Raw genomic sequence first — 24,328 nt, 5'->3', positions numbered from 1 at the left:
TCTCTTGCCCAGACAAGGAAAAGAACCACACTACAGGAAGGCCGGTTCCGCGAGATATCGTCCGGAGAACCGGCCTCCGACCGCCCCCTTGAGCCATAGCCCTGGGAGGTGAAATGTCACGCATCCTGATCCTGATCGGCCTGACGGTCGTCGCCATCGGCATTCTCTGGCCTTGGCTGAGTAAGCTGCCTTTCGGGCACTTGCCTGGCGACATCATCATTCGCCGCGAGAATTTTTCCTTCTACTTCCCGATCACCACCATGATCCTGATCAGCGTGGTGATTTCGGCCGTACTTTGGCTGTTCAACCGCTAACAGAATGGGCGACCGAGTGGCCGCCCATTCTGGATGAGGATGCCATCGAAGCCTTTGGTTAGAAGAACAACCGTCTGAGCGCCTCGCCGGGGTCGCTTTCGCGCATGAAGGCCTCTCCGACCAGAAAGCCATTGACGTTTCGCTCGCGCATGCGCGCCACATCGTCGCGGGTGTGGATGCCCGACTCGGTGATCACCGTCACTTCCGCGGGAGTCCGTTCGAGCAGTTCGAAGGTGGTTTCCAGACGGGTATCGAAGGTATGCAGGTCACGATTGTTGATGCCCACCAGCGATAGATCGAGCTCGAGCGCCCGCTCCAGTTCCTTGGCATCGTGCACTTCCACCAGCACATCCATGCCCAGCGCCCCGGCTTGCTGATGGAGATCATGCATCCGAACATCGTCGAGGGCAGCGACAATCAGCAGGATACAGTCGGCACCGATGGCACGTGCCTCGCTGACCTGATAGCCATGCGTGATGAAGTCCTTGCGAATCACCGGCAATGTGCAGGCCTCGCGAGCGGCGATCAGGTCGTCCTCATGCCCCTGAAAGAAGTCAGCATCGGTGAGCACCGACAGGCAGGCTGCCCCGCCGTCCTGGTAGGCAGCCGCGATCTCGGCGGGACGGAAATCCTCACGCATCACCCCTTTCGATGGCGAGGCCTTCTTGACCTCGGCAATCACCGCCGGATCACCGGCATGGATGCGCGTCTCGAGTGCGGCGACGAAGCCGCGTGGTACACCCTGTTGCCCAGCCAGCTCGAGCAACTCGGCTTCCGTAACCGCGTGGCGGCGCTCGCGCACTTCTTCGTCCTTGCGGGCCAGGATCCTGGCCAGGATGGTCGGCAATGCGGCTTGTGTGGTACTCATATTCATGTTTCCTGATTCAGCCTAGGGGAACCCCTATTCCGCGAACACACGGGTAAAGTCCGCCAGCTCCTTCATCTTTTCCAGCGGCAACCGCGAAGCCTGGGCATCCTGGGCCATGACCACACCCTCGGCAAGGTTGTCGGCCACGCCGGAGACATACAGTGCCGCACCGGCGTTCAGCGCCACGATATCGGCTGCCGCCCCCTCCCCGACCAGGGCTTCCTTGACCAGACGCAGGCTGTCCTCGGCCGTCACCACCTTGAGTGGATCCAGCACCTGACGCTCGAGATCGAAGTCTTCGGGAGCGATAGTGTATTCGCGGATCTCACCATCCTTGAGTTCGGCGATCCGCGTCGGTGCCGCCAGCGAGATCTCGTCGAGGCCATCGTCGGCGTGCACCACTAAAACATGACGACTGCCCAGGCGCTTGAGTACCTCGGCCATCAACGGCACCAGCGCCGCATCATAGACACCTAGCACCTGATTTGGGACACCCGCGGGGTTGGTCAACGGGCCCAGGATATTGAACAGGGTGCGCACGCCCATCTCGCGGCGCGGCCCGATGGCATGACGCATCGCCTTATGGTGCATGGGAGCGAACATGAAGCCCACTCCCACCTGGTCGATACAGCGAGCCACTTGGTCGGCATCGAGGTCGATCTTGATGCCTGCCACGGCGAATAGGTCGGCGCTGCCCGACGATGACGACACGCTGCGGTTGCCATGCTTGGCGACATGTGCCCCACCGGCGGCAGCGACGAAACTCGATGCCGTGGAGACATTGAACAGGTTGGCGCCGTCCCCTCCTGTTCCGACGATGTCGACGACATTGTCACCATGCACGACCACCGGGATCATCAGTTCACGCATTACCTGAGCGGCAGCGCTGATTTCCTCGGCACTCTCGCCTTTCATCGACAACCCGATCAGAAATCCACCGATCTGTGCATCGGTAGCTTCACCGGTCATGATGGTACGCATGACGGCATGGGTCTGCTCATAAGTCAGGCTGCGGCCGCGCATCACGGCGTCGATGGCCTCGCGCATCTGCATTTCGAATCTCCTCTAGCGGCTGGCGCGGCGTTGCAGGAAGTTGGCCAGCAGCTCATGGCCCTGGCAGGTAAGAATCGACTCGGGGTGGAACTGTACCCCCTCGATATCCAGTTCCTTGTGACGAAGCCCCATGATCAGCCCTGGAGTGACGTCATCATCGTCCACCCAGGCGGTGACTGCCAGGCAATCCGGCACGCTCTCGGCCGCCACCACCAGGGAATGATAGCGTGTCACCTCCAGCGGCTCGTCAAGCCCAGCGAACACGCCCTCCCCACGATGGCGTATCCGGGATGTCTTGCCATGCATGACCTGTGGTGCGCGAACCACCTCGCCGCCGTAGACCTGACCGATGGCTTGATGTCCCAGACAGACCCCCAGAATCGGCAGCTGGCCCGCAAAGTGACGGATCACCTGGAGGGAGATCCCCGCCTCGTTGGGCGTACAAGGGCCCGGTGAGATGACGATGTGGCTGGGATCCATAGCCTCGATCTCGGCAATGGAAATGGCATCGTTGCGGTAGGTCTCGACCTCGGCCCCCAATTCGGCGAGGTACTGCACCAGGTTGTAGGTAAAACTGTCGTAATTGTCGATCATCAGCACGGACATGGCATTAAGATCCTGTTTCTACTGCATGTATCTAGTTGGTCTTGGAATGTTACCCAGATCGCCCCGGGTACGTTTCGCCAGCCGTGCAGGGAACCATAGACACAAAAATGCCGCCCCGACGGCGGCATTGTGTCATCCAAGACATGCGCGTGCCGCCCCACCTTAGGAGCGCCACCATTGCTGGTTCGGATACGTGTGATCTGGTGTAGTCATACTCGATATGGTGCTGCCGGGCTGCGATCCTGTCAAGCAGGTTAGGAACACCTTACCGCTAGGGACTTATCACTATCACAGGCCTCGATACCGGCAATCCTCATCAGGCCCACCCTCCCTCCTGGGCCACTATCGATTAACACCACATCGTCCCTTTTTGTAACATTGGGTTACACAAGGCTATGCTAGTGATAAGGTGCAGCAACAATAGGATGGGATAATGAAAAAAATCGTCCTGGTAATGCTATGCATGGTTGCTGCAGGCATCGTCGCACTGGTCGTGTATAACCCGGAACAAGAGACCGAAGTGGTCGACCCCAAGAACCTGACCCCGGAGCAGGAAGAGTACTGTGACAGGGTAGACCAGTGGAACAGGGAAGAAATGCTGGACGTCAAGCCAAAGTGGCGCTGGGGCACTCCCGATACCAAAGGGACCTATGCCCAGTGGTGCGAGAGACGATCGGATGGCTGATCCGCGACCGCGACCGCGACCGCCTTCACGACCTATGACCAACATCGCCACGCCCACTCGAACATCACCCTCGAGCCCCGGGAAAATGGCCGGCCCACCCTCCCTGGCAGTGCCGCCCGGCCATCCCTGGCGATACTGACTTCCTGCACGCGCGTCCTGCGCGAAAAATTATATTAGCAATATCACATCAATGTCTCTATAAGAGATTTGCCATCCCGCTGTAGGAAATCGCTTACAGACTACAACCTCCTTATCGACCGTGGCGACGAAACTGAGCCGTAAACGGATCTTCTACCTCCAGTCGAGCGTCAATGACGCCTACTCGAGATTGTCGAGACCATGCTCGGCCATGGCCACGGCGCGGAACAGGGCACGCCCCTTGTTGAGCGTTTCCTGCCATTCCATCTCGGGGACCGAGTCGGCGACGATGCCGGCCCCGGCCTGCACGTGCAGCTCACCATCCTTGATCACCGCGGTACGGATGGCGATCGCCGTGTCCATGTTGCCATGCCAGGACAGATACCCCACGGCGCCGGAATAGACACCCCGCTTGACCGGCTCCAGCTCGTCGATGATCTCCATGGCCCGGATCTTCGGCGCTCCGGACAGGGTGCCCGCCGGGAAGGTCGCCCGCAGTACGTCCATGGCCGATAGTCCCGGCTTGAGGCGACCGGTGACATTGGAGACGATGTGCATGACATGCGAATAGCGCTCCACCACCATCTGGTCGGTGACCTTGACCGAGCCGGTCTCGCTGATTCGACCGACGTCATTGCGCCCCAGGTCGATCAGCATCAGGTGTTCGGCAAGCTCCTTGGGATCGCTGAGCAGGTCGACCTCCAGGGCACGATCCTCATCCTCGTTGCGACCCCGCACACGGGTGCCGGCGATCGGGCGTACCGTGACCTCGCCATCTTCCAGGCGGGTAAGAATCTCCGGCGACGAGCCCACCACATGATGGTCGCCAAGATTGAGGAAGAACATGTAGGGCGAGGGGTTGAGGCTGCGCAAGGCCCGGTAAAGATCCAGCGGCGGTGCCTGATAGGGAATCGACATGCGCTGCGAGGGCACGCATTGCATGACGTCACCGGCCAACACATACTCCTTGATGGTCTCCACTGCCGCCTTGAAGCCTTCCTCGGTAAAACCCGAAGTGAAGTGCCCCTCCTCCACGGCGCTGCGCCCGGTCCCCGGGCTGACGGTATTGACGGTGGCACTGCGCAGTTGAATCTCCAGGCGTTCGAGGCGTGCCCGAGCCCGTTCGTAGGCTTCGGTCTCCATCGGGTCGGCGTGAGTCCAGAGGGTCAGGCGGCCGGAGAGATTGTCGAACACCACCAATTCGTTGCAGACCATCAGCAGGATGTCCGGCACGCCAAGCGGATCGGGCTTGTCCACTCCACGCAGACGCGGCTCGACATAACGAATGGTGTCATAGCCGAAATAGCCGACCAGTCCACCGTCGAAACGCGGCTGCTCATCGAGACGCGGGACCTTGAAGCGCTGCTGGAACGCTTCGATCCAGGCCAGCGGATCATCGACGACGATCGCTTCCTGCTGCCGATCATCGGCGAGATGGCGAACCTCGAAGCCGCGCACCTCGATACGCTCTTGGCATGGCAGGCCAATGATCGAATAGCGCCCCCATTTCTCACCTCCCTGCACGGACTCGAGCAGAAAGGTCCAGGGCGCATTGGCCAGCTTGAGGTAAGTCGACAATGGCGTGTCGAGGTCGGCAAGTACTTCTCGGGTGACCGGAATACGGTTGTAACCGGCCTGCGCCAGCTCGGCGAAGCGTTCGGGAGTCATCATGGGCCCGGCAATTCCTCACAAGACGTAACAGGGGGCGCGACAGGCTCGTGAAGAGCGCAGCGCGTCAACGACAACAGCGAGCAGCTGTCACCATCGCCAGCGTTTGACGTCACGCATTAGCGCGCCGGCACCGTATGCGACCAAGGGCTGTTGCAAGGAAAGGCGGGATTCCAGCGTCATGGAACGGTCCGTAAAACTTAAGTTATAGCGGAATCTTATCGATTCAACGCTTCTCATAGCGGCAATTCGAACAACCCTAAACGAGTTCCGCCAGCGATTCAACCATCGCATCGGGACAACTCGACGCCACCGGCTCACCATGATTGTAGCCGTACGGCACCGCCAACGTCCGGAAGCCCGCTCGACGTCCCGCCTCGATATCGTGGCGCGAATCACCAACCATGAGGGACTCTCGTGGCGCGACCCCAAAATGCGCGGCCGCATACAGCAATGGCGCCGGATCCGGCTTTCCCTGCGGTAGCGAGTCGCCTCCCAGACACAGGCCGAAATGATCGAAGAGGCCGAAACCGTCGAGAATCGGCGCGATAAAGGCGTGAGGTTTATTGGTCACCAGCGCCAGCGCCATTCCCCGTTCACGCAAAGCGTCCAATGCCTCACGTACCCCGGGATGCAGTCGTGTCCGTACGTTGGGCGCCTGGGCATAGTAATGCAGGAACGCCTCATGCGCGGCGTCATGCAGAGCGACCGAGGGCGCCTCTCCCAATGCGTCCCGTAGCGCCCGTTCCAGGAGCTTGCGGGAGCCATTGCCCACCCAGTCATGTACTCGACTCTCACCGCGGGGCGAGAGTCCCTGGTCGTCGAGTGCACGGTCGACGGCGACAGCCAGGTCAGGGACCGAGTCGATCAAGGTACCATCCAGATCGAAGGTCACCAAGTGAATGCCGGACAGCACGGAATGCATGAAAACCCCCTATAATCAAAAAATTGAATGAGTGCAGTCATTATGATTGCATTTTATGCATGTAATATTACGAAAAAACATGCCATAAAACCGGATCAGGGCATAGGCAGCGGCGCACAAGAGGCAGTATGCTAGTGACAGACGTCGCCGCTACCAGGTCGTGAGCCCTCATGACGACGCAGGTCACACGCGAGCATCTCTCTCTCGCTTCATGTTGGCCCGCGACGAGCACCGAGACGCCCTTCCTGACCCAGGCGACTTACTTTACGTACTTTTCCTTTCACACTTTCAGTCAGGAGTCTCGCATGACCCTACCACGCATTGTGGTGGTCGGCGGAGGCGCGGGCGGACTAGAGCTGGTCACCCAGCTCGGACGCAAACTCGGCAAGCGCAAGCGTGCCGAGATCGTGCTCGTCGATCGCAACCCCACCCACATCTGGAAACCGCTGCTCCACGAGGTCGCCACCGGTGTCCTCGATTCGGGGCTCGACGAAGTCTCCTATCAAGGCCACTCCAAGACGCATGGCTATCACTTTCGACGCGGTACCCTGAGCGACCTGGATCGCGAAGCGCGTCGCCTGACGCTCGCGCCGATCATCGACAGCGACGAGACGCTGATATTGCCCTCGCGGACCCTGGAATACGACTATCTGGTGCTGTCGCTGGGCAGCGTGTCCAATGATTTCGGCACACCCGGCGTCGCCAGCCACTGCCATTTCCTGGATAGCCCACAGCAGGCCGAAGCCTTCCGCCATGCCATGCTCAACACCTTCCTGCGCTACAGCGATCCGGAGCGGCGGCTGCATCCCAACCTGGTGGTCGGCATCGTGGGGGCCGGCGCCACCGGCGTGGAACTGGCCGCCGAGCTCTACGATGCCTCCAATATGTTGCACAGCTACGGCTTCACCTCACTCAACAGCGGCCAGCTCGATGTGCATCTGATCGAAGCAGCACCACAGATCCTGCCTGCCTTGCCGAAACGCATCAGCAAGGCCGTACATCGTGAACTCGAAAAACTCGGCGTCCATATCCACGTCGATACCCGGGTCACCCGGGCCGACGAGCACGGTTTCCTCACCGCCGACGGCACCCGCATCGAGACCGACCTCAATGTCTGGGCCGCGGGCATTCGTGCGCCGGCCTTTCTCTCCGACCTGGGCCTGTCCACCGAGCGCAATCATCAAATCAAGGTCAAGCGCACACTGCAGAGCATCGACGACGAACGCATCTTCGCTTTCGGTGACTGCGCGGCCTGTCCGCAGTCCGACGGCAAGCTGGTACCGCCGCGCGCGCAGGCGGCGCATCAGCAGGCATCACGCCTGTACCGCAACCTCTGCGCGACCCTCGAAAGCAAGCCGCTCAAGGATTTCGCCTTCCGTGATCGCGGCTCATTGATCTCACTGGCACATTTCGAAGCCGTCGGCAGCCTGATGCGCGGCGCCTCGGCGCGCAGCCTGTTCATCGAAGGCCGCATCGCCAAGGTGTTCTACGCCTCACTGTATCGCATGCATCAGTACGCTATTCATGGCGCCGTGAAAACCGGCATGACGGTGGTCGTCGATGGCATCAACCGCTACCTGCGGCCGAAGATGAAGCTGCACTGACCAAACCGCGCGCCTGGCCGACCGGCCAGGCGCATCTCCCTGGCGGCTCTCATTCATCAGCGACGGGTTCGGAATAGGAAATGCGATAGATGGCCCCGGTGAGGTCATCGGAAACCAGAATCGATCCGTCGCGTAGCTGCGCCACATCGACCGGGCGGCCGAGATACTCGCCATTCTCATCGAGCCAGCCTTCGGCGAACGGCACGGTGGGTCCGGTGACGTTGCCCTCCTCGTCGACGGGCGTGAACATCACCCGCGCACCGATGGGCTCGGTACGGTTCCAGGAACCATGCTGAGCGGAAAAGATCCCTCCGCGATACTGTTGTGGAAACATCCGCCCCGTATAGAAGACCATGCCGAGGTCGGCGGCATGCGCGACGGTTTCGACCACAGGAAAGACGACGTCATCGGGCACTTCTTCATCCTTGTATTCGTTGGTGCGGACATCGCCGCCCCCATACCACGGAAAGCCGAAATTCTGCCCTGCCTCGGTCTGGCGGTTGATTTCTCCGGGAGGAATGTCGTCTCCCATGCCATCGACCTGATTGTCGGTGAACCACAAGTCTCCCGTGGGCGGATGGAAGTCGTGGCCCACCGAGTTGCGAACGCCATAGGTGTAGACTTCCCTGTTGCTGCCATCCTGATTGACCCGGATGATGCCCCCGATGCCGTACTCGGCGAAGGTGTCGAGGTGCTCTTTGGGCGGCACGTTATACGGCTGCCCCAGCGAGATGTAGAGCTTGCCGTCGGGCCCGACATCGCAGACGCGCGCTGTGTGGTTGTAACTGACGAACTCCTCGGGAATGAGCTCGCCACCGGCAATGACGGGTACGGCAACCACGTCCGGGCTTTCATAGAAGAACTCCGCGGCCGGGTATGCGAGAACGCGATTCTGTTCGGCGATATAGAGAACCCCTTCAGGCGAGAAGCAAGGCCCATTGGGAATCGACTTGGCAAGCGACGGAGCGAAGTTCTTGACTTCATCAGCCACCCGATCCTTGTCGCGGTCGGTGACGGCCCACACCTCTTTCTTGCGGGTACCGACGAAGGTAACGACGCCTTGGGGACCCACCGCCATGTGTCGTGCGTCCGGCACCAGTGCATAAAGGTCGATCTTGAAGCCATCGGGGAGCCTGATCCTCCCCAGCGTCTTGCGGATGGCATCCGCGCTGTCACTGTCCTGATCGATGACGGTGAACTCGACTTCCCCCGTTACCTGGAAGTTGCCCAGCTTCTCCAGGGTATCCTCGGTCTGTGAATATGCGGACGTGCAGATCACCGAGCCGGCAGCGAGCCCTACAGCGAACAGTTTGTTTTTCATTGTTGTCTCCTATTGCGCCAGTGTTTCATCCAACCGGCAGCTACAGGATAAAGATAGGCTGGCCCATCCATGACGACAAAGGCCGCCGAGTCTTCTCGGCGGCCTTTGTCGCTGCAGCGCTCGATCAGCGCCTGGCTGTTGTCTCGAGGTCGCTGGGCTGCTCCGGCTGACCGCCCTCGCCGTGATGATAGACATGCACATCGCGCTGGGGATAGGGAATGCTGATGCCTTCCCGGTCGAAGCGACGCTTGATCTCCTCGGTCATGTCCCAGTACACGTCCCAATAGTCGGCCGCCTTGACCCAGGGCCGTACGATCCAGTCGACGCTGGAATCGCCATGGGCATTCATGCGGATATTGAGCGCCGGCTCCTCGAGCACTCGCGCATCCGCCTTGACCACATCGGTCAACACCCGGCGCACGGTATCGATATCGTCGTCATAGCCGACACCGACCACCAGATCGACCCGGCGGGTATCATGGGCGGAATAGTTGGTAATGGTGCCGTTCATTATCTGGCCGTTGGGCACGATGATCTTGCGGTTGTCGGCGGTCTTCAGCACCGTGGTGAAGATCTGCACATCGTCGACGACCCCGGCCACGCCACCGCCTTCGACGAAGTCGCCGATCTTGTAGGGACGAAAGATGATCACCATCACACCAGCGGCGAAGTTGGCCAGCGAGCCCTGCAATGCCAGCCCCACCGCGAGGCCGGCGGCAGCGATCACCGCAATCAACGAAGCGGTCTGGATACCGATGCGACTGATTGCCGCCAACACCACGAAGGTCAGTAACAGGGCATAAAGGATATTGCCCAGAAACTTGATCAGCAGAGGTTCCAACTCGGCGCGTTCCATTCCCTTGATCACCAGGCCATGAAGGAATTTCGCCACCCAGCGACCGATCACGAAGATCGCAACGGCGGCGATCAGGTTCATGGCGAAGGCCGCTCCGGTGGCCTGAATGGATGCCAACAACGCGTCACTGTCCATAATGATCCCTCGATTATTAAGCTTCCGTTCCCTTGCAACGCCCGGCGCGTCACGCCATAGCTTAGTCACAAGTCCACGCAGCGGGAAACGGCAATTGTCCCGTGCTTGATTCTAACGACTGGCGAGCCATTCGCGTTTTCGTGCTGCCGTGAGCTTCTTGAGCTGGGCCTCGAGCCGCAATGCCTCGCCTCGCGACCCCACCGCCTGCCGATATACCAGTGTCAGAGGCCCCTTGCCGCGCAAGGCTCGCGCGCCTCGCCGGCCCCCACAGTGTTCGCTGAAGCGCCGATCCACGTCGGTGGTGATGCCGGTATACAGTGCACCGGCAGCGGTCTCGATCACGTAGAGGTGCCACACCGGATCACTGCCGTCGCGCGCTTCGGTGTGATCCCCGCGGCCATGATTCGCCACTGCCTCAGACTTTGGCCAGTTCGTCGCGGAAGGCCTGGATCACACTGTCATAGCGATGCGAGTCGGTGTCGTTGCGCGCCTTGAATATCGCCGACCCGGCAACGAAGGTATCGGCCCCGGCACGGGCGATTTCCAGAATATTATCGACCTTCACACCACCATCGACCTCCAGCCGGATATCCAGCCCCGAGGCGTCGATACGCCGCCGCGCCTCTCGCAGCTTGTCGAGGGTGCCGGGCAGGAAGGACTGGCCACCAAAGCCAGGGTTGACGCTCATCAGCAGGATCATGTCGACCTTGTCCATCACATGATCGAGGAAAAACAAGGGCGTGGCCGGGTTGAACACCAGCCCCGATTTGCAACCGCCGTCGCGGATGAGCTGCAGAGAGCGATCGATATGCTCGGAGGCCTCGGGGTGGAAGGTGATATAGCTGGCCCCCGCATCGATGAAATCGCCGATGAGTCGGTCCACCGGCTTGACCATCAGATGCGCATCGATGGGAGCGGTGACGCCATGTTTGCGCAGCGCCTCGCAGACCATGGGGCCGATGGTCAGGTTGGGCACGTAATGATTGTCCATGACGTCGAAATGGACAATATCGGCACCGGCGGCGAGCACGTCATCGACTTCCTCACCCAGGCGGGCGAAGTCAGCGGACAGAATCGAAGGCGCGAGCTTGAAGTCGGGAGTGTTATCGGACATGAGCGAGTCTATCGTCGGGTGGTTAATGAGAGAATGGAGGCTATTCTATCAGGAACCGGCCGCCGGCTCGTGCTTGCAGAACGCCCGCTCCATGATTGGCAAGCACGGTCGCGAGCCTCGTCCCACAGCCAAGGATACGGTTCATGACAATTTCCTCACCGAGACGCATCAAACCCCTTCTCATCGCCTCGACCCTGCTGTTCGCCACCATGACGGGCAGCGCCTTCGCCCAACCGGCGATTCTCGAAGGCGAGCGCTTCCACCCCCAGGAAGGTGCCCGCGGCATGGTCGCCACCAGCCATTTCCTGGCCTCCCAGGTCGCTCATGATGTGCTGGCCGCCGGTGGCAATGCGGTGGACGCCGCCGTGACCGCCGGCTTCGCGCTGGCGGTGACCCAGCCACGCTCCGGCAATATCGGCGGCGGTGGCTTCATGCTGATCTCCGACGAAAGCAGCGGCGAGGTCGTCGCCATCGACTATCGCGAGACCGCCCCTTCCCGCGCCTACGAGACCATGTTCCAGAACGAGGAGGGCGAGGCCGTCGCCGAACTCTCGCGCTATACCCACAACGCCTCCGGCGTCCCCGGCACCGTGGCCGGCCTGGCCTTGGCGCTGGAAGAGTACGGCACCCTGAGCCTGGCCGAAGCCCTGGAGCCCGCCATTCGCCTGGCGGAGGATGGCTTCACGGTGCCGCCACGCTTCGTCCAAGGCATTCGCGACACACGCGAGCGCCTGGAACAGTGGGAGTCGACCCGCAAGGTGTTCTTCAAGGAAGACGGCAGTCTCTATGAGGTGGGCGAGATCTTCCGGCAGCCCGACCTGGCCGCCACGCTCAGACGCATCGCCGAACACGGCGCCCGGGAATTCTACGAGGGCGAGACCGCCGAGCTGATCGCCGCCGAGATGGAGCGCCACGACGGTCTGATGACCCTCGAGGACCTTGCCGACTACGAGCCGGTGATCCGCGAACCCAGCCACGGCACCTACCGCGGCTACGACGTCTATGCCATGAGTCCGCCCTCCTCGGGTGGCGCGCATATCGTGCAGATGCTCAATATCCTCGAGGAGTACGACATCGGTGCCATGGGTTTCAACTCGGCCCAGACCCTGCACCTCATGGCCGAGGCCATGAAGCGCGCCTATGCCGACCGCTCCCAGTATCTCGGCGACACCGACTTCGTCGACGTACCGCTGTCCGGTATCACCTCCAAGGAGTACGCCGACGAACTGCGCGCCGGCATCGACCCGCAAGCAGCCACGCCCAGCGAGGACATCGCTCCGGGCAACCCGCTGCCGTACGAGTCCAACGAGACGACCCACTTCTCGATCGCCGATGGTAACGGCCTGGCAGTCTCCAATACCTACACCATCAACTTCAGCTACGGCTCGGGTATCGTCGTCGATGGGGCCGGTTTCCTGCTCAACAACGAAATGGATGACTTCTCCGCCAAGCCCGGCGTGCCCAACGCCTACGGCCTGATCGGGGGTGAGGCCAACAAGATCGAGCCCGGCAAGCGCATGCTATCGTCGATGACCCCGACCATCGTCAAGCGCGACGGCAAGAACTTCCTGATCACCGGCAGTCCCGGCGGCTCGCGGATCATCACCACCACCCTGCAGGTGCTGATGAACGTCATCGATCACAGCATGAATATCCAGTCGGCGGTCAGCGTACCGCGAGTCCACCATCAGTGGCTGCCCGAGGAACTGCGTATCGAGGAGGGCATCAGCCCCGATACCATCACCCTGCTCGAAGCCATGGGGCATACGGTCAGCCAGCAGGAAGCCATGGGGGCCGCCCAGTCGATCATGATCCGCGACGGCATGTACTATGGCGGTGCCGATCCGCGCCGCTCGACATCCTCCGCCATGGGACTCTGACCCTACCACTCTTCGGCCCGGCGCTGCCGGGCCTTTCCGTGACACCACCGAGCCTCCATGCCGACCCTGATCATTGCCATCGCTGAACTGTTCGGCACCGCCCTGTGGTTCACGCCCAATGCCGTGATTCACGACCTGCAGACGCTATGGTCGTTGCAGACCGCCGACCTGGGTTGGCTGACTGGCGCCGTGCAAGGCGGCTTCCTGATCGGGACCTTGACAATCGGCCTGGCAGGGCTGGCCGACCGGCTCGATGCCAGTCGCCTGTTCGCTGCCTGCTGCCTGGTAGGGGCCCTATCCAACGCCCTGCTCCCCTGGGCCGGTGGGCTGTGGGGCGCCGTAGGCCTGCGCGTGATCACCGGTATGTGCCTGGCCGGCATCTATCCTGTGGGCATGAAGCTGATGGTCGGCTGGACACCGGGGCGCACCGGCCTGGGACTGGCCTGGCTGGTGGGGATGCTGGTGTTGGGTACGGCACTGCCCCATGGCCTGCGCGCCCTGAGCGAATGGCAAGGCATGGGAGTGTCCTGGCGGGGTGGTATCTGGGGAGCCTCCCTGCTCGCCGTGGCCGGTGGACTGCTGGTGCGGAGGCTGGGCGAAGCCCCGGGCGTGCAGACAGCGAAATCGCAGGCATCAGCGTCGGCAACCTCGCGACTGATCGGCATCCAGGCCTTCCACATCAGGGACTTTCGTCGCGCCGCCAGCGCCTACTTCGGCCATATGTGGGAGCTGTACACGCTGTGGGCGCTACTCCCGTTGATGTTGCTGGCCAGCATGCCACGGCTTTCGACACTCGCCCTCGCATTGGGCGCCTTCGCCCTGATCGCCATCGGCGGCCCAACCTGCTGGCTGGGCGGCTGGCTGAGCCAACGCCTGGGTAGCCGTCGCGTCGCCCAACTGGGGCTGGCCGGCTCGGCGACCTGCTGCGCCCTCTATCCACTGCTGACCTGGCTCCCCCCCTCGTGGCTGATCGCCTTTCTGGCGCTGTGGAGCGCCCTCGCCGTGGTCGACTCGCCGCAATTCTCGGCGCTCTCCGCCGCCGCTTGTCCGGCGACCATCGTCGGCAGCGCCTTGACGCTGCAGAACGCCATCGGTTTCGCCGTCTCGATGCTGTCGCTGCTGGCACTGATCCCGTTGTGGCACTGGCTCGGTCCGTGGCTGGCCTGGGTCATACTGCCGGGGCCGCTGTTCGGCCTCTGGTGCCTTGCCACTCATCGAGCCCTGCCTAAAAAAGCCTCTTCTGCCGACTCAGGCCGTTAAGGGCTCCTGGATGACGACACCCTGGCCGAGATCCTGCGTCCCGAGAACATGATCGCCCCCAGACTGGTGCCATTGAACGGCTGATCGCCTCCATTATGTGGACCAAAGCAGCGATGACGGTAATGTCATCGCTGCCTGCTTCCCCAACCCCGATGTGCCACCTGGTCCACCGGGACTGGAATCGGACTTCAGTGGGACAGGAAGCCCTCTTCGCGCAGCGTCTCGGTGACTTCGAGAATGCTTTCTCGAAGCGTCTCGGCGATGAAGTCGACATGCTCGCGGGTCAGGATCAGGGTCGGCGAAAGGATGTTCATGTGTGCCAGAGGGCGCACGATCAGGCCGCGCTTCTGGCAAGCGTCGGCGATGCGGTTACCCACCTTGGCCCTGGGGTCCAGTAGTGCCTTGGTCCGCTTGTCGGCGACGTTCTCGAGACACATCATGAACTTGCGGCCACGCACATCGCCCACCAGTTCCAGCTCGCCGAGCTCGCGGATGCGCTGCTCGAAATAAGTACCGACGTCCTTGACGTGGTCGCAAACCCCTTCGCGCTCCAGGATCTCGATATTCTTGAGAGCGGCGGCACAGCTCACCGGGTGGCCGGAGTAGGTGAAGCCGTGGGTGAAGATGGCGCCGTCTGCCTGGGGTTTGCTGATCACCTCATAGATACGATCGGAGAAGATCGTGGCCCCCAAGGGCAGGTAGCCGGAAGTCAGGCCTTTGGCGCAGGTGATGATATCCGGCACGATGCCGAACTCGTCTTGCGAGGCGAACATATGGCCGAGGCGACCGAAGGCCGTGACCACCTCGTCGGAGACATAGAGCACATCGTATTTGCGACACACCTCCAAGGTCGCCTGGTGGTAGCCCTTGGGCGGTACGATCACACCACCGGCGCCCAGAATCGGCTCGGCGAAGAAGGCGGCCACCTTGTCCGGGCCGATCTCGAGGATCTTCTGCTCCAGCTCGTCCACCTTCTGTCGACAAAATTCCTCCTCGGAGAGCTTCGGATCGCGACGGTAGGGGTTGGGGCAGGAGATATGGTGCACCAGCTGCTGGTCGATATCGAAACCGACATGGTCGAACTTGACCCCTGTTATCGACATCGCCATATAGGTACTGCCGTGGTAACCGTCTATACGCGAGATGATCTGTTTCTTGGTGGGCTTGCCCAGTTGGTTGAAGTAGAAATGGATCAGGCGTACCGCGGTATCGTTGGCCACCGAACCACCACAGCCGTAGAACACGTGGTTGAGATCGCCGGGCGCCAAATCCGCTAGCTTGGCGGCGAGCTTGGCCGCAGGCGGCGTGGTGTGGTGACCGAAGGTGGAGAAGTAGGGAATGGCGCAGATCTGATCGGCCACCGCCTCGGCAATCTCCTTGCGGCCATAGCCGATATTGACGCACCACAGGCCACCGATGCCGTCCAGGTAACGCTTGCCGTCGGCATCCACGATAGAGACCCCATCCGCCGCGGTAAAGACCATGGAACCGGTCTCCTTGAAGGTGGAGAAGTCGGTCCAGGGGTGCATGAAGTGATCGCGATCGGCTTCCCAGACTTTCTGCTTCTCGGCGGCGTCGGCGGCGGTCACATTGGGGTTGAGGCTATTCATGAGTCACTCCTGTTCGTTCGGGCTCTTGCCGTTGTTCGTAGCGTCGGGCCAGTGACCCGACGCCGAATCTCGGGATCAGTCGTTGGTCTTGCTGGGAGCATCGGATACCAGCTCATCCAGCGGCTCGGGGCGGAACAACGGTTTCTTCATCACGGCCTTGATCCATATCACGGCGATCAGGCTGACGATGCCCAGCACCACCCCGGCGCTGGTGAAGATCCAGGCGGTGAGTTCCGGTGCCGGCGAGGCGTAGACGATGGCGTAAACCATGCCGGCGATGCCGAAGATCTGGGGAAGCGGATAGAAGAGAGTGCGGTAAGGACGCGAAGCGTCGGGATAACGGCGACGTAACGCGATCACATTGACATGGGCAATGATGTAGGCGAGCAGCCAGGCGATTGCGGCGGCCACCAGCAGCAGACCGACGGTGCCCGGGTCGTTGCCCCAGATCAGCAGCGGCAGTCCGGTGACACCGGCAATGAACAGCACCGCCACCCAAGGCACCCGGTTCTTCGGAGTCAGGCGGCCGAGAATCGGGAACACCTGTCCCTGCTCCGCCATGCCCTGCAGCATGCGCGGTACCGAGGCGAGCGAGGTGTTGAGGGTACTGCAGGTGGCGGTGACCGCCGCCACCGCCACCAGGAAGGTGCCGGCGCCACCGAAAGCGGCAGTGGCATACTCGAGATGCGGCAGCTCGGCATTCATCAGCGTCTCGCGGGGGATATAGAAGAGAGCCCCCAGGCAATAGAGCAGGAAGACCGCGAAGATCACCGTCAGGCCAATGAACATGGAGCGGGGAATATTGCGTGCGGGGTTGCGGCTCTCCGTCACCAGAGGACAGACGAATTCCACTCCCACATAACCCCAGATGGCCAGGGCAATCAGGGTGAAGGCGCCGTCCCCAAGATTGAAGTCGGCTACCAGTTGGCCGGCACCCACCGCATGGGGAGCGAAGCTGCCAGTCATAGCGCTGACACCCAGCAAGGTCAGGGCCACCACCATCACGAAAGCCAGCACATTCTGCAGCTTGGCGAAGACATCGATACCCAATAGATTGAGACCGGTGAAGACACCGAGAATGATGAAGGCCAGGTAATGGGTACCGCCCAGGCTCGGATAGAGCAACCCCAGCAGGTAGTTGACCAGCAACAGCTCAGCGGAGAGCGCGAACATGGCCACCACCACATAGCCGGAAAACACCGCAAGGATGGCCGGGAAGTGGCCGAGCGCCACTTCGGTATAGGCACTGAGGCTGCCCGCTCTGGGAATCATCAGTGCCAGCTCAGAGAAGGAAGCCGCATAGCAGAGCGCCAGCAGCCAGGCGATAGTCAGCGGCACGATGAAGGCAGCACCGGCAATGCCTACCCCCTGGAGCATGATCACCATCACGCCCTGGGAAACCACCAGGCCCACCGCTACCGCCATCAGTGACTTCAGGCCCAGGACACCTTGAGATTTGCCGTTAGTGGTCGCCGTGGCGGGAGCACTGGCGACCGACGTCTGAGTCTCTTGCATTGTCTTAACCCTCGTTGTTGTTGTGGTGTGGTTGGTCGGGCTTCCTCAAAGGCGGATCCAGGTGGTTTTAAGTTGCGTGAACTTATCCAGGGCATGCAGCGACAGGTCACGACCGAAGCCGGACTGCTTGTAGCCACCAAAGGGAGTAGTGAAATCGATGGCATCCACGGTGTTCACCGAGACGGTGCCCGCCCGCAGGCATCGCGAGACCCGGTGAGCCCGTGAGAGATCGCGAGTCCATACCGACGCGGCCAGGCCGTAGATCGAGTCGTTGGCGATGGCCACCGCCTCCTCCTCATCGGTGAACTCGATCAGTGCCGCCACCGGCCCAAAGATTTCTTCCCGGGCAATGGTCATGTGGGGCGTTACCCCCTCGAACAGCACCGGGGCGACGAAGGCGTCATCGGCGTCCGCCACCGGGGCGTCGCCCATCGCCAGAGAAGCTCCCTCCTCCAGTCCCCGGGTGATGAAGCCACGCACCCGCTTGGCATGGTCGCTATCGATCAGGGCACCGATGCGGGTCTCCGGGGCCAGGGGGTCACCCACCTTGAGGCGGGAGGCATGTTCAACAAAGCGCGCCACGAACGCTTCCTTGATGTCACGCTGCACCAGAAGCCGTGAGTTGGCGGAACACACCTCCCCCTGGTTGAAGTAGATGCCTTGCACCGCCGCCGCTGCCGCGGCATCCAGATCGCAGTCGGCGAAGATCAAGTTGGGGCTCTTGCCACCACACTCCAGCCACACCTGTTTCATGTTGGAGCTCGAGGCATACTCCAGGAAGCGCTTTCCGGTAGCAGTCGAGCCGGTGAAGGTGAGGCAATCCACATCGACGTGCAGCCCCAGCGCCCGGCCAGTGATGTGACCATGCCCAGGCAGTACATTGAGAACGCCATCGGGCAGCCCCGCTTGCTTGGCCAGTTCGGCTAGACGCAGGGCGGTCAGCGGCGATTGCTCAGCCGGCTTGAGTATCACGCTGTTACCGGCAGCAAGCGCTGGTGCCAGTTTCCAGGCAGTGATATCCAGCGGGAAGTTCCAGGGAATCACCGCGGCGACCACCCCGACCGGCTCGCGAGTAATGGTGGCCAGGTTGTCGCCGTCGGTGGGGGCCACCTCGCCATAGAGCTTGTCGGTGGCTTCGGCGTACCAGGCGAAGCAGCCGGCGGCGCCGGGAATATCAATGCCGTGGGCATCGCTGATCGGCTTGCCGGTGTCCAGGGTCTCGAGTAGCGCCAGCTCGTCCTGATGCTCCATCATCAGCGCTGCCAGGCGCTGCAATATCGCTTTGCGCCCGGCCGGCGCGACCCGGGACCAGGCTCCCGCTTCGAAGCTGGCGCGGGCTGCCGCCACCGCCTTGTCCACATCGGCAGCGGTGCAGGCCGCCACTGTGCCCAAGGCCTCGCCGGTAGCCGGGTTCCAGGTGGTGAGGGTTCCGCCATCGGCAGCGGCGACGCTGCGGCCATCGATGAAGGCACCCTCGGGCAAGGCCAGCCGATTACGCAGATCACGCCAGTCGGAAAGATCATGTGCAGCCATCGGGAGTCACTCCGGTTGTCAGGGATGGGTTGTTATTCAGGGGCCTTGGAGGCGCGAATCTCGTGTGGTGAATTCACGATAGTCCCGCGGCTTGCTTAGCTAAAATATTATTATGCGAACTCCTTCCTCACTTTTTTCTATCCAAGAAGACAAGCGAAAACAGCGAAACCTCGCCTGGTAGGGCGAGGTTTCCGCGTCGATTTTTTTGCTTTGAAAGGGCTGGGCTCAGGATTCGTCGAGCAGCCGCCGTGGTGGCTCGGCCAGAAAGGGGGCCAATTGCGCCAACGTCGGCGCGAGGGTTTCGGCGTCGCAGGCCAGTCGATGCATGGCCTCGGCGGCGGGACTCAGTCGCAGCCCACGCAAGCAGGCGATACCCATGGAGAGCGCCGGCGCTTCATCTTCCAAGTGCAGCGCCTTGAGCCGACCGCTATCGGAGGCATCCAGCGCCGGGAGTGGTGTGTTGAACAGCGAAAAGCCGAAGCCATTGGCCACCAGGCCCCGGATCATGTCCATCGACTTGGCACGGTGAGCCACGGCGGGAGTCAATCCCTGGTGGGAAAAGATCGACAGGAAGTACTCGCGGCTCAGGGGCCAATCGAGCATCACCATCGGGAACTCCGCCAGTTCCGCAAGGCGGATACTGTCGCGCTGCCCCAAGGGGTGAGACGCTGCGACCACCGCATAGGGGGGGAAGCGATAGAGAGGCGTGAAATCGACACTCTCCGGAATCTGCAGATCATAGGTGAAAGCCAGCTCGTAGTCGCCCTTGCCCAGGCCCTGAACGATATCCGCCTGGTTCATCTCGTCGCACTGCAGGCTCACCGCCGGGTAATGATCGGCGTAGCGACGCAGCAGTTGCGGCAGGAATACCGGGGCGAAGGTGGGAAAGGCCACCAGTCGCAGTTCTCCTGCGATCTCTTCGCCAAGGGAGACCGCGAAGCGTTCCAGGCCTTCGGCGTCGCGCAGCAGTTGCTTGGCACGCACCAACAGTTGTTTACCGGCAGGGGTCAACGAGAGCCCCTGGGCATGATGGCGCACGAACAATTGCAAGCCGCTCGTCTCCTCGATCTGCTGAATGGCCGCAGAGATCGAAGGCTGGGAAACATGCAGCTGCTTGGCGGCCTGAGTAACGCTGGAAAGGTCGCCGGCTACCACGAAGTAGCGTAATTGCTTGAGAGTAAAGTGTCGCATCGGAGGCTATCCGGGCTCGAGTGTCGCGGTAGCCCGAGCATACCAAGGCTGGCGGGAAACCGTTAACGGCGTGAGGGCGGTCAGATCCACTCCAGACGCCGAGCTGCTTCGGGATTCGCAAGCGTTGCGATCAAGCGTTGCAGAAACATCTCGCAGCATACCAGTTGCTCACGGGTCACATATTCATCGGGCTGGTGGCCCTGGGCCATGCTGCCAGGTCCGCATACCAGGGTGGGAATGCCAAGCCGCTGCTGGAAGAGACCCGCTTCGGTACCAAAGCCGATGCGTTCGCGGCGCCGGTCATCCAATAGTGCCAGGATAAATTCCACCAGTTCGCTCTCCTCCGCCATGGATAGCCCGGGATAGTCACCCAGATATTTCAGGGTCGCACCGGCGTCGGGAGAATACTGTTTCAAGCACCGGTCGAGACGATCTACCTCAACTCTCAGCATCGCCAGCAGTGTCTCGGGGTCGTCCTGTGGCACATTGCGTATCTCGAAGTCGAATCGGCACGCATCGGGCACGATATTGAGCGCCGTCCCTCCCTCGATCGTGCCGATCTGCAGGGTGGTGAAGGGGATCGCGAAGCGCTTGTCGTATGGGCCACAAGAGGCCTTTTGTGCAGCAGTCTCCTCGAACCAGCACAAAAGTGGCGCCGCGGCCTGGATGGCATTGACCCCTTCTGGGGCCATGCCGGAATGACAGGCCTTGCCATGCACCTGGATGCGTCCGGCGATCTTGCCTTTGTGGGCGGTCGCCAAGCGCATCGAGGTGGGCTCCCCCACCACACAGACCGCCGGCCGTACTCGATACTGCTTCATGGCCTCGATCAGGCTTCGCACGCCCAGACACCCCACCTCCTCATCGTGCGAAAAAGCCAAGTGGATGGGCACGCAAAGTTCCGCCTGGACCATGGAAGGCACCGCGGCCAGCACGACAGCGAGAAATCCCTTCATGTCAGCAGCGCCACGACCATACAGGCGCTCTCCCTTGACCCTCAGGCGATAGGGGTCGCTGTTCCACATCTGGCCGGTCACCGGCACGGTGTCGGTATGGCCGGAAAGCATCACACCGGGCCGATCGTCCGGGCCGATGGTGGCATAGAGGTTGGCCTTCTCGCCGCTGACATCATGAACCAGGGTCGCCCTGACACCGTACTCGGCCAGGTAGTCCCGCACGAAGTGGATCAGCGGCAGGTTGGAGCGGTGGCTGGTGGTATCGAAGGCCACCAGCCGGGTCAACAACTCGACGGACACCGAAGATGCGGCTTGGCACATACTCCCCCCGATCAGGATGGTCAAAGGAACGGGCGGCCATGGAGAACCTCGCCATGGCCGCCCGTGATGCCAGCCGCTCAGCGGCTGTCGCCGGGCACCCCGTAGGAGGGCGACTCGTTGGGCTGGAGGGCCCGACACACATAAGCCTCACGCTGAGGACGATAGGCTTCCCACAGCATGCGCAGTTCTTGGATGGGAGCAATATGCCAGTCGACTCGCAGATCGACCACCGGCCAACTGACCTTGTCCGTCACCTTGAGTCCTGCCGAATGGACCGACCCCATCTCGCCGCCCTTGACCAAGGCCGCCTCCAACGCCGCCAGCAATCGCTCGGCCAGCTCGCCCGAATGGGCTTCAAAGGCATCGATCATGGCATGAATCACTGCGTTATCGGCCAGCATATTACCGGCAGCGACACAGTCACTCCCTTGCACGGCGGCATGAATGCCGAGGGTCTCGGCACCGCTATGTAAGGCACTGCGCCCCTCGGCATCCAGCACCTGCAACTGGCGCCATTCGGGGAAGGCTTCCTCCTCGATGAGCCTCGACAGCACTGACTCGGCATCGAGCCCCTGGCAGAGCAGCTCGACACCGCGTTGTCCAAGAACGGGGTTCGTGACGTTCTGGGTCAGCACCACGCCACGCCCGGGAGCGATAAAGGGGCAGCGACTGGCCACACAGATGCTGGAAGAACTGATGGCGGTGCCGAACTGACCGGTCTCACGGCACAAGCCGGCAATCGAGAAGGTCATGCCCTACCCTCCTCGTCCGGCACCACCGCGATCACATCGATCTCCATCAACCATTCCGGCTGGGCGAGACCCGCCACCACCAGGCCGGTGGAGATGGGGAAAACCCCCTTGAGCCACTTCCCCACCTCCCGGTAGACGGGCTCGCGGAAGCGCGGATCGGTGATGTAAGTGGTGGTCTTGACGATATGGCTGAGGTCGGAACCGGCCTCTTCAAGCAGTTGCTTGAGGTTCTTCATCGCCTGCTCGGTCTGGGCGCGCGGGTCGCCCAGGCCGGCGAGGTTACCTTCGAAGTCGGTACCGACCTGACCGCGCACATAGACGGTGTTGCCGGCCCGCACCGCCTGGCAGAGATCGTTATCCAGAGCCTGGTTCGAATACGTCTCCTTGGTATTGAACATGCGGATTCGAGTATGAGTAGGCATCAACTTACCCCCATTGTGCTGACGTTTTGAACTTGCGAATAAGGGGATGTGCCATCAGGCCTATCCTTTCGATCGTCTTCTGCCTGGCGTTGCGAGGCATCATGATAGGCAAGATACTTGCGCTGCGTGGCGATGTGGTCCGCAATATGCTTGGCATCGTGCCAGACACCCCAGATGAAGCTGGAGCCACGACGCGATAGCCACGGCAGACCCACGAAATAGACGCCTGGCTCGCTCGAAACACCGCGCTGATGCTGCGGTTTGCCGTTTTTGTCGAAGGCGTTGACATTCAGCCAGCGGTAATCGACCGCAAAGCCAGTTGCCCAGACGATCGAGGTAACGCCGGCCTTGGCCAGATCGAGCTCAAGAAGGGGATGGGTCACACATTCCGGATCCGGGAGGATATGGCGGGCTTCAGGCTCTTCCGGAAGGTCGAGACCATTGCGGGCAACATAGGCATCAGCTGCGTCCAGCAGCAACAGATAGTTCTCATCGCCGCGTGCAAGGTTGTCGGCAAGATCCGATTCGAAGGTCACCACACCGTCATCGAACGATTGCGTGCGACCAACGAGCGTCATCCCCTGATTGGCAAGCCCCCGAAAGTCAACCGTATGGCCACCATGAGCACCGCTCACTGCAATGGTGACATGCTCCGTGCCCGGCTGCCTGGCCTCGACATCCCACTCGCCGAGAACGCCCAACCACCAGCAGAAGTCACGGTTGCGATAGGCGCGCGGAGGACGATCGTGCGGTCCAACCGAGAGATAAACCTGCTTGCCGGCACGCTGCAGCTCATCCGCGATCTGCACCCCGGAGGAACCGGCACCCACCACCAGCACCGCGCCTTTCGGCAGCTGCTGGGGATTGCGATACTCTGCGGAGTGGATCTGTGTGAGGGTCTCGTCGTCGGGAGCGATAGGCGGAATCACCGGCGTCTGGAAGGGGCCGGTGGCGGCCACCACCCGGTTGGCCTCGATCACCCCCTTGGAGGTCTCGATGGTGAAGCCTGGCCGGTCACTGTTGCGCTCCACCGACTTGACCTCGACCCCTGTGCGGATGGGGGCATTGATCTTCTTGGCGTAGGCTTCGAAATAGGCCGCTACGCGCTCCTTGGGGGCGAAGGCATCGGGGTCTAGGTCGTCGAACTCGAGCCCCGGGAAGCGATCGTGCCAGGCCGGGCCATTGGCCACCAGGGAGTCCCAACGTTGCGTGCGCCAAGCCTCGGCGATGCGATTGCGCTCCAGTACCAGGTGGGGCACGCCCTGGTTGCTCAGGTGTTCGCTCATGGCCACGCCGGCCTGACCGGCACCAACGACAAGCGTATCTATTTCCATTTTTTCAACTGTCATGTATGGGTCCTTCTGGTGAGCACGTCCTGGCCGCCGAACAACGACCACTTCCCGCCGACAGTCTCGTTGCGCGCTGTCATGACCCAACCTTAGGAGGCACATGAGATTAGATAAAATATAGTTATCTGTATTTTTGGATCAGAAAAACGAATCCAAAATCGAGCAAACGTATTCCGAATCACGAGAACGGATCGAAGGTGGCAATCACCAGATGCCGGGGGACAGTCTGGAAAATTGTCATTTCATGGTGAC

The 24,328-nt window shown here is 61.5% G+C and carries 22 protein-coding genes; 5 read left to right on the top strand and 17 right to left on the bottom strand.

Features of this window, described 5'->3' with window-relative positions; all coding sequences use genetic code 11:
• The first annotated feature begins 113 nt into the window (after positions 1–113).
• A complete protein-coding gene (locus ACFOEV_RS05370) occupies positions 114–314 on the top strand; it encodes a DUF2905 domain-containing protein (RefSeq protein WP_386772109.1) in 201 nt (66 codons plus the stop codon).
• A 58-nt stretch (positions 315–372) separates the two neighbouring features.
• Here ACFOEV_RS05370 and trpC read toward each other — a convergent pair whose 3' ends face one another.
• The 3 genes from trpC to ACFOEV_RS05355 are packed head-to-tail and all read right to left on the bottom strand — an operon-like array spanning position 373 to position 2,841.
• On the bottom strand, positions 373–1,182 hold the full coding sequence (gene trpC, locus ACFOEV_RS05365) for an indole-3-glycerol phosphate synthase TrpC (protein ID WP_386772108.1): 810 nt from the start codon (positions 1,180–1,182) through the stop codon (positions 373–375).
• Between the two features lie 33 nt (positions 1,183–1,215).
• Positions 1,216–2,235, bottom strand: a complete 1,020-nt coding sequence (trpD, locus tag ACFOEV_RS05360; RefSeq protein WP_386772107.1) for an anthranilate phosphoribosyltransferase — start codon at positions 2,233–2,235, stop codon at positions 1,216–1,218.
• Positions 2,236–2,247: 12 nt separating this feature from the next.
• Positions 2,248–2,841, bottom strand: coding sequence for an anthranilate synthase component II (locus tag ACFOEV_RS05355; protein WP_386772106.1), 594 nt, complete (start codon positions 2,839–2,841; stop codon positions 2,248–2,250).
• Positions 2,842–3,274: 433 nt separating this feature from the next.
• Here ACFOEV_RS05355 and ACFOEV_RS05350 point away from each other — a divergent pair, with 433 nt between their 5' ends.
• Complete coding sequence (locus ACFOEV_RS05350) at positions 3,275–3,526, top strand: hypothetical protein (protein WP_386772105.1); 252 nt, start codon at positions 3,275–3,277, stop codon at positions 3,524–3,526.
• A gap of 318 nt (positions 3,527–3,844) precedes the next feature.
• Here ACFOEV_RS05350 and trpE read toward each other — a convergent pair whose 3' ends face one another.
• Both trpE and ACFOEV_RS05340 read right to left on the bottom strand, forming a co-directional pair.
• Entirely contained in the window at positions 3,845–5,332 is a 1,488-nt protein-coding gene (gene trpE, locus ACFOEV_RS05345) for an anthranilate synthase component I (RefSeq protein WP_386772124.1), read from the bottom strand.
• A 259-nt stretch (positions 5,333–5,591) separates the two neighbouring features.
• Positions 5,592–6,257, bottom strand: a complete 666-nt coding sequence (locus tag ACFOEV_RS05340; RefSeq protein ID WP_386772104.1) for a phosphoglycolate phosphatase — start codon at positions 6,255–6,257, stop codon at positions 5,592–5,594.
• A 305-nt stretch (positions 6,258–6,562) separates the two neighbouring features.
• Here ACFOEV_RS05340 and ACFOEV_RS05335 point away from each other — a divergent pair, with 305 nt between their 5' ends.
• Positions 6,563–7,861, top strand: a complete 1,299-nt coding sequence (locus ACFOEV_RS05335) for an NAD(P)/FAD-dependent oxidoreductase (protein WP_386772103.1) — start codon at positions 6,563–6,565, stop codon at positions 7,859–7,861.
• Between the two features lie 49 nt (positions 7,862–7,910).
• On the opposite strand, the gene ACFOEV_RS05330 is transcribed toward ACFOEV_RS05335, so the two are convergent.
• The 4 genes from ACFOEV_RS05330 to rpe all read right to left on the bottom strand — a co-directional run bounded on the left by ACFOEV_RS05330 (position 7,911) and on the right by rpe (position 11,287).
• A complete protein-coding gene (locus ACFOEV_RS05330; protein ID WP_386772102.1) occupies positions 7,911–9,182 on the bottom strand; it encodes a PQQ-dependent sugar dehydrogenase in 1,272 nt (423 codons plus the stop codon).
• Positions 9,183–9,306: 124 nt separating this feature from the next.
• Positions 9,307–10,173 carry a mechanosensitive ion channel family protein gene (locus ACFOEV_RS05325; protein WP_386772101.1) on the bottom strand — a complete coding sequence of 289 codons (867 nt, stop codon included), beginning with the start codon at positions 10,171–10,173 and terminating at the stop codon, positions 9,307–9,309.
• Between the two features lie 111 nt (positions 10,174–10,284).
• Positions 10,285–10,584, bottom strand: a complete 300-nt coding sequence (locus ACFOEV_RS05320; RefSeq protein ID WP_386772100.1) for a GIY-YIG nuclease family protein — start codon at positions 10,582–10,584, stop codon at positions 10,285–10,287.
• A 4-nt stretch (positions 10,585–10,588) separates the two neighbouring features.
• The gene (gene rpe, locus ACFOEV_RS05315) at positions 10,589–11,287 is read right to left on the bottom strand and encodes a ribulose-phosphate 3-epimerase (protein ID WP_386772099.1); all 699 of its coding nucleotides are present in this window, start codon (positions 11,285–11,287) and stop codon (positions 10,589–10,591) included.
• A 209-nt stretch (positions 11,288–11,496) separates the two neighbouring features.
• Between rpe and ggt the strand changes: the two genes are divergently transcribed.
• Together ggt and ACFOEV_RS05305 are read left to right on the top strand one after the other, a co-directional pair.
• Entirely contained in the window at positions 11,497–13,167 is a 1,671-nt protein-coding gene (gene ggt / locus ACFOEV_RS05310; protein ID WP_386772123.1) for a gamma-glutamyltransferase, read from the top strand.
• Between the two features lie 57 nt (positions 13,168–13,224).
• Positions 13,225–14,427, top strand: coding sequence for an MFS transporter (locus ACFOEV_RS05305; RefSeq protein WP_386772098.1), 1,203 nt, complete (start codon positions 13,225–13,227; stop codon positions 14,425–14,427).
• A 188-nt stretch (positions 14,428–14,615) separates the two neighbouring features.
• Here ACFOEV_RS05305 and ACFOEV_RS05300 read toward each other — a convergent pair whose 3' ends face one another.
• The 8 genes from ACFOEV_RS05300 to ACFOEV_RS05265 form a co-directional block, all read right to left on the bottom strand.
• The gene (locus tag ACFOEV_RS05300) at positions 14,616–16,037 is read right to left on the bottom strand and encodes an aminotransferase (RefSeq protein WP_386772097.1); all 1,422 of its coding nucleotides are present in this window, start codon (positions 16,035–16,037) and stop codon (positions 14,616–14,618) included.
• A gap of 75 nt (positions 16,038–16,112) precedes the next feature.
• Positions 16,113–17,552 (bottom strand): APC family permease, encoded by a 1,440-nt coding sequence (locus tag ACFOEV_RS05295; protein WP_386772096.1) that lies wholly within the window; start codon positions 17,550–17,552, stop codon positions 16,113–16,115.
• Positions 17,553–17,597: 45 nt separating this feature from the next.
• Positions 17,598–19,085, bottom strand: a complete 1,488-nt coding sequence (locus tag ACFOEV_RS05290; RefSeq protein ID WP_386772095.1) for an aldehyde dehydrogenase — start codon at positions 19,083–19,085, stop codon at positions 17,598–17,600.
• 225 nt (positions 19,086–19,310) lie between these two features.
• Positions 19,311–20,276 carry a LysR family transcriptional regulator gene (locus ACFOEV_RS05285; protein ID WP_386772094.1) on the bottom strand — a complete coding sequence of 322 codons (966 nt, stop codon included), beginning with the start codon at positions 20,274–20,276 and terminating at the stop codon, positions 19,311–19,313.
• Between the two features lie 80 nt (positions 20,277–20,356).
• Entirely contained in the window at positions 20,357–21,553 is a 1,197-nt protein-coding gene (gene argE / locus ACFOEV_RS05280) for an acetylornithine deacetylase (RefSeq protein WP_386772093.1), read from the bottom strand.
• 77 nt (positions 21,554–21,630) lie between these two features.
• A complete protein-coding gene (locus tag ACFOEV_RS05275) occupies positions 21,631–22,305 on the bottom strand; it encodes a DUF1028 domain-containing protein (protein ID WP_386772092.1) in 675 nt (224 codons plus the stop codon).
• Positions 22,302–22,703 carry a RidA family protein gene (locus ACFOEV_RS05270; protein ID WP_449280235.1) on the bottom strand — a complete coding sequence of 134 codons (402 nt, stop codon included), beginning with the start codon at positions 22,701–22,703 and terminating at the stop codon, positions 22,302–22,304. Before ACFOEV_RS05270 ends, ACFOEV_RS05275 begins: the two co-directional genes overlap by 4 nt.
• Positions 22,704–22,726: 23 nt before the next feature.
• Complete coding sequence (locus ACFOEV_RS05265; protein ID WP_386772090.1) at positions 22,727–24,076, bottom strand: flavin-containing monooxygenase; 1,350 nt, start codon at positions 24,074–24,076, stop codon at positions 22,727–22,729.
• Positions 24,077–24,328: the final 252 nt, after the last annotated feature.

The sequence above is a fragment of the Litchfieldella rifensis genome (genome assembly GCF_042646605.1).
Classification (GTDB): Bacteria; Pseudomonadota; Gammaproteobacteria; order Pseudomonadales; family Halomonadaceae; genus Litchfieldella; species Litchfieldella rifensis.
Note: the sequence above shows the minus strand (reverse complement) of the source record. Positions and strands in the feature narration are given on the sequence as shown.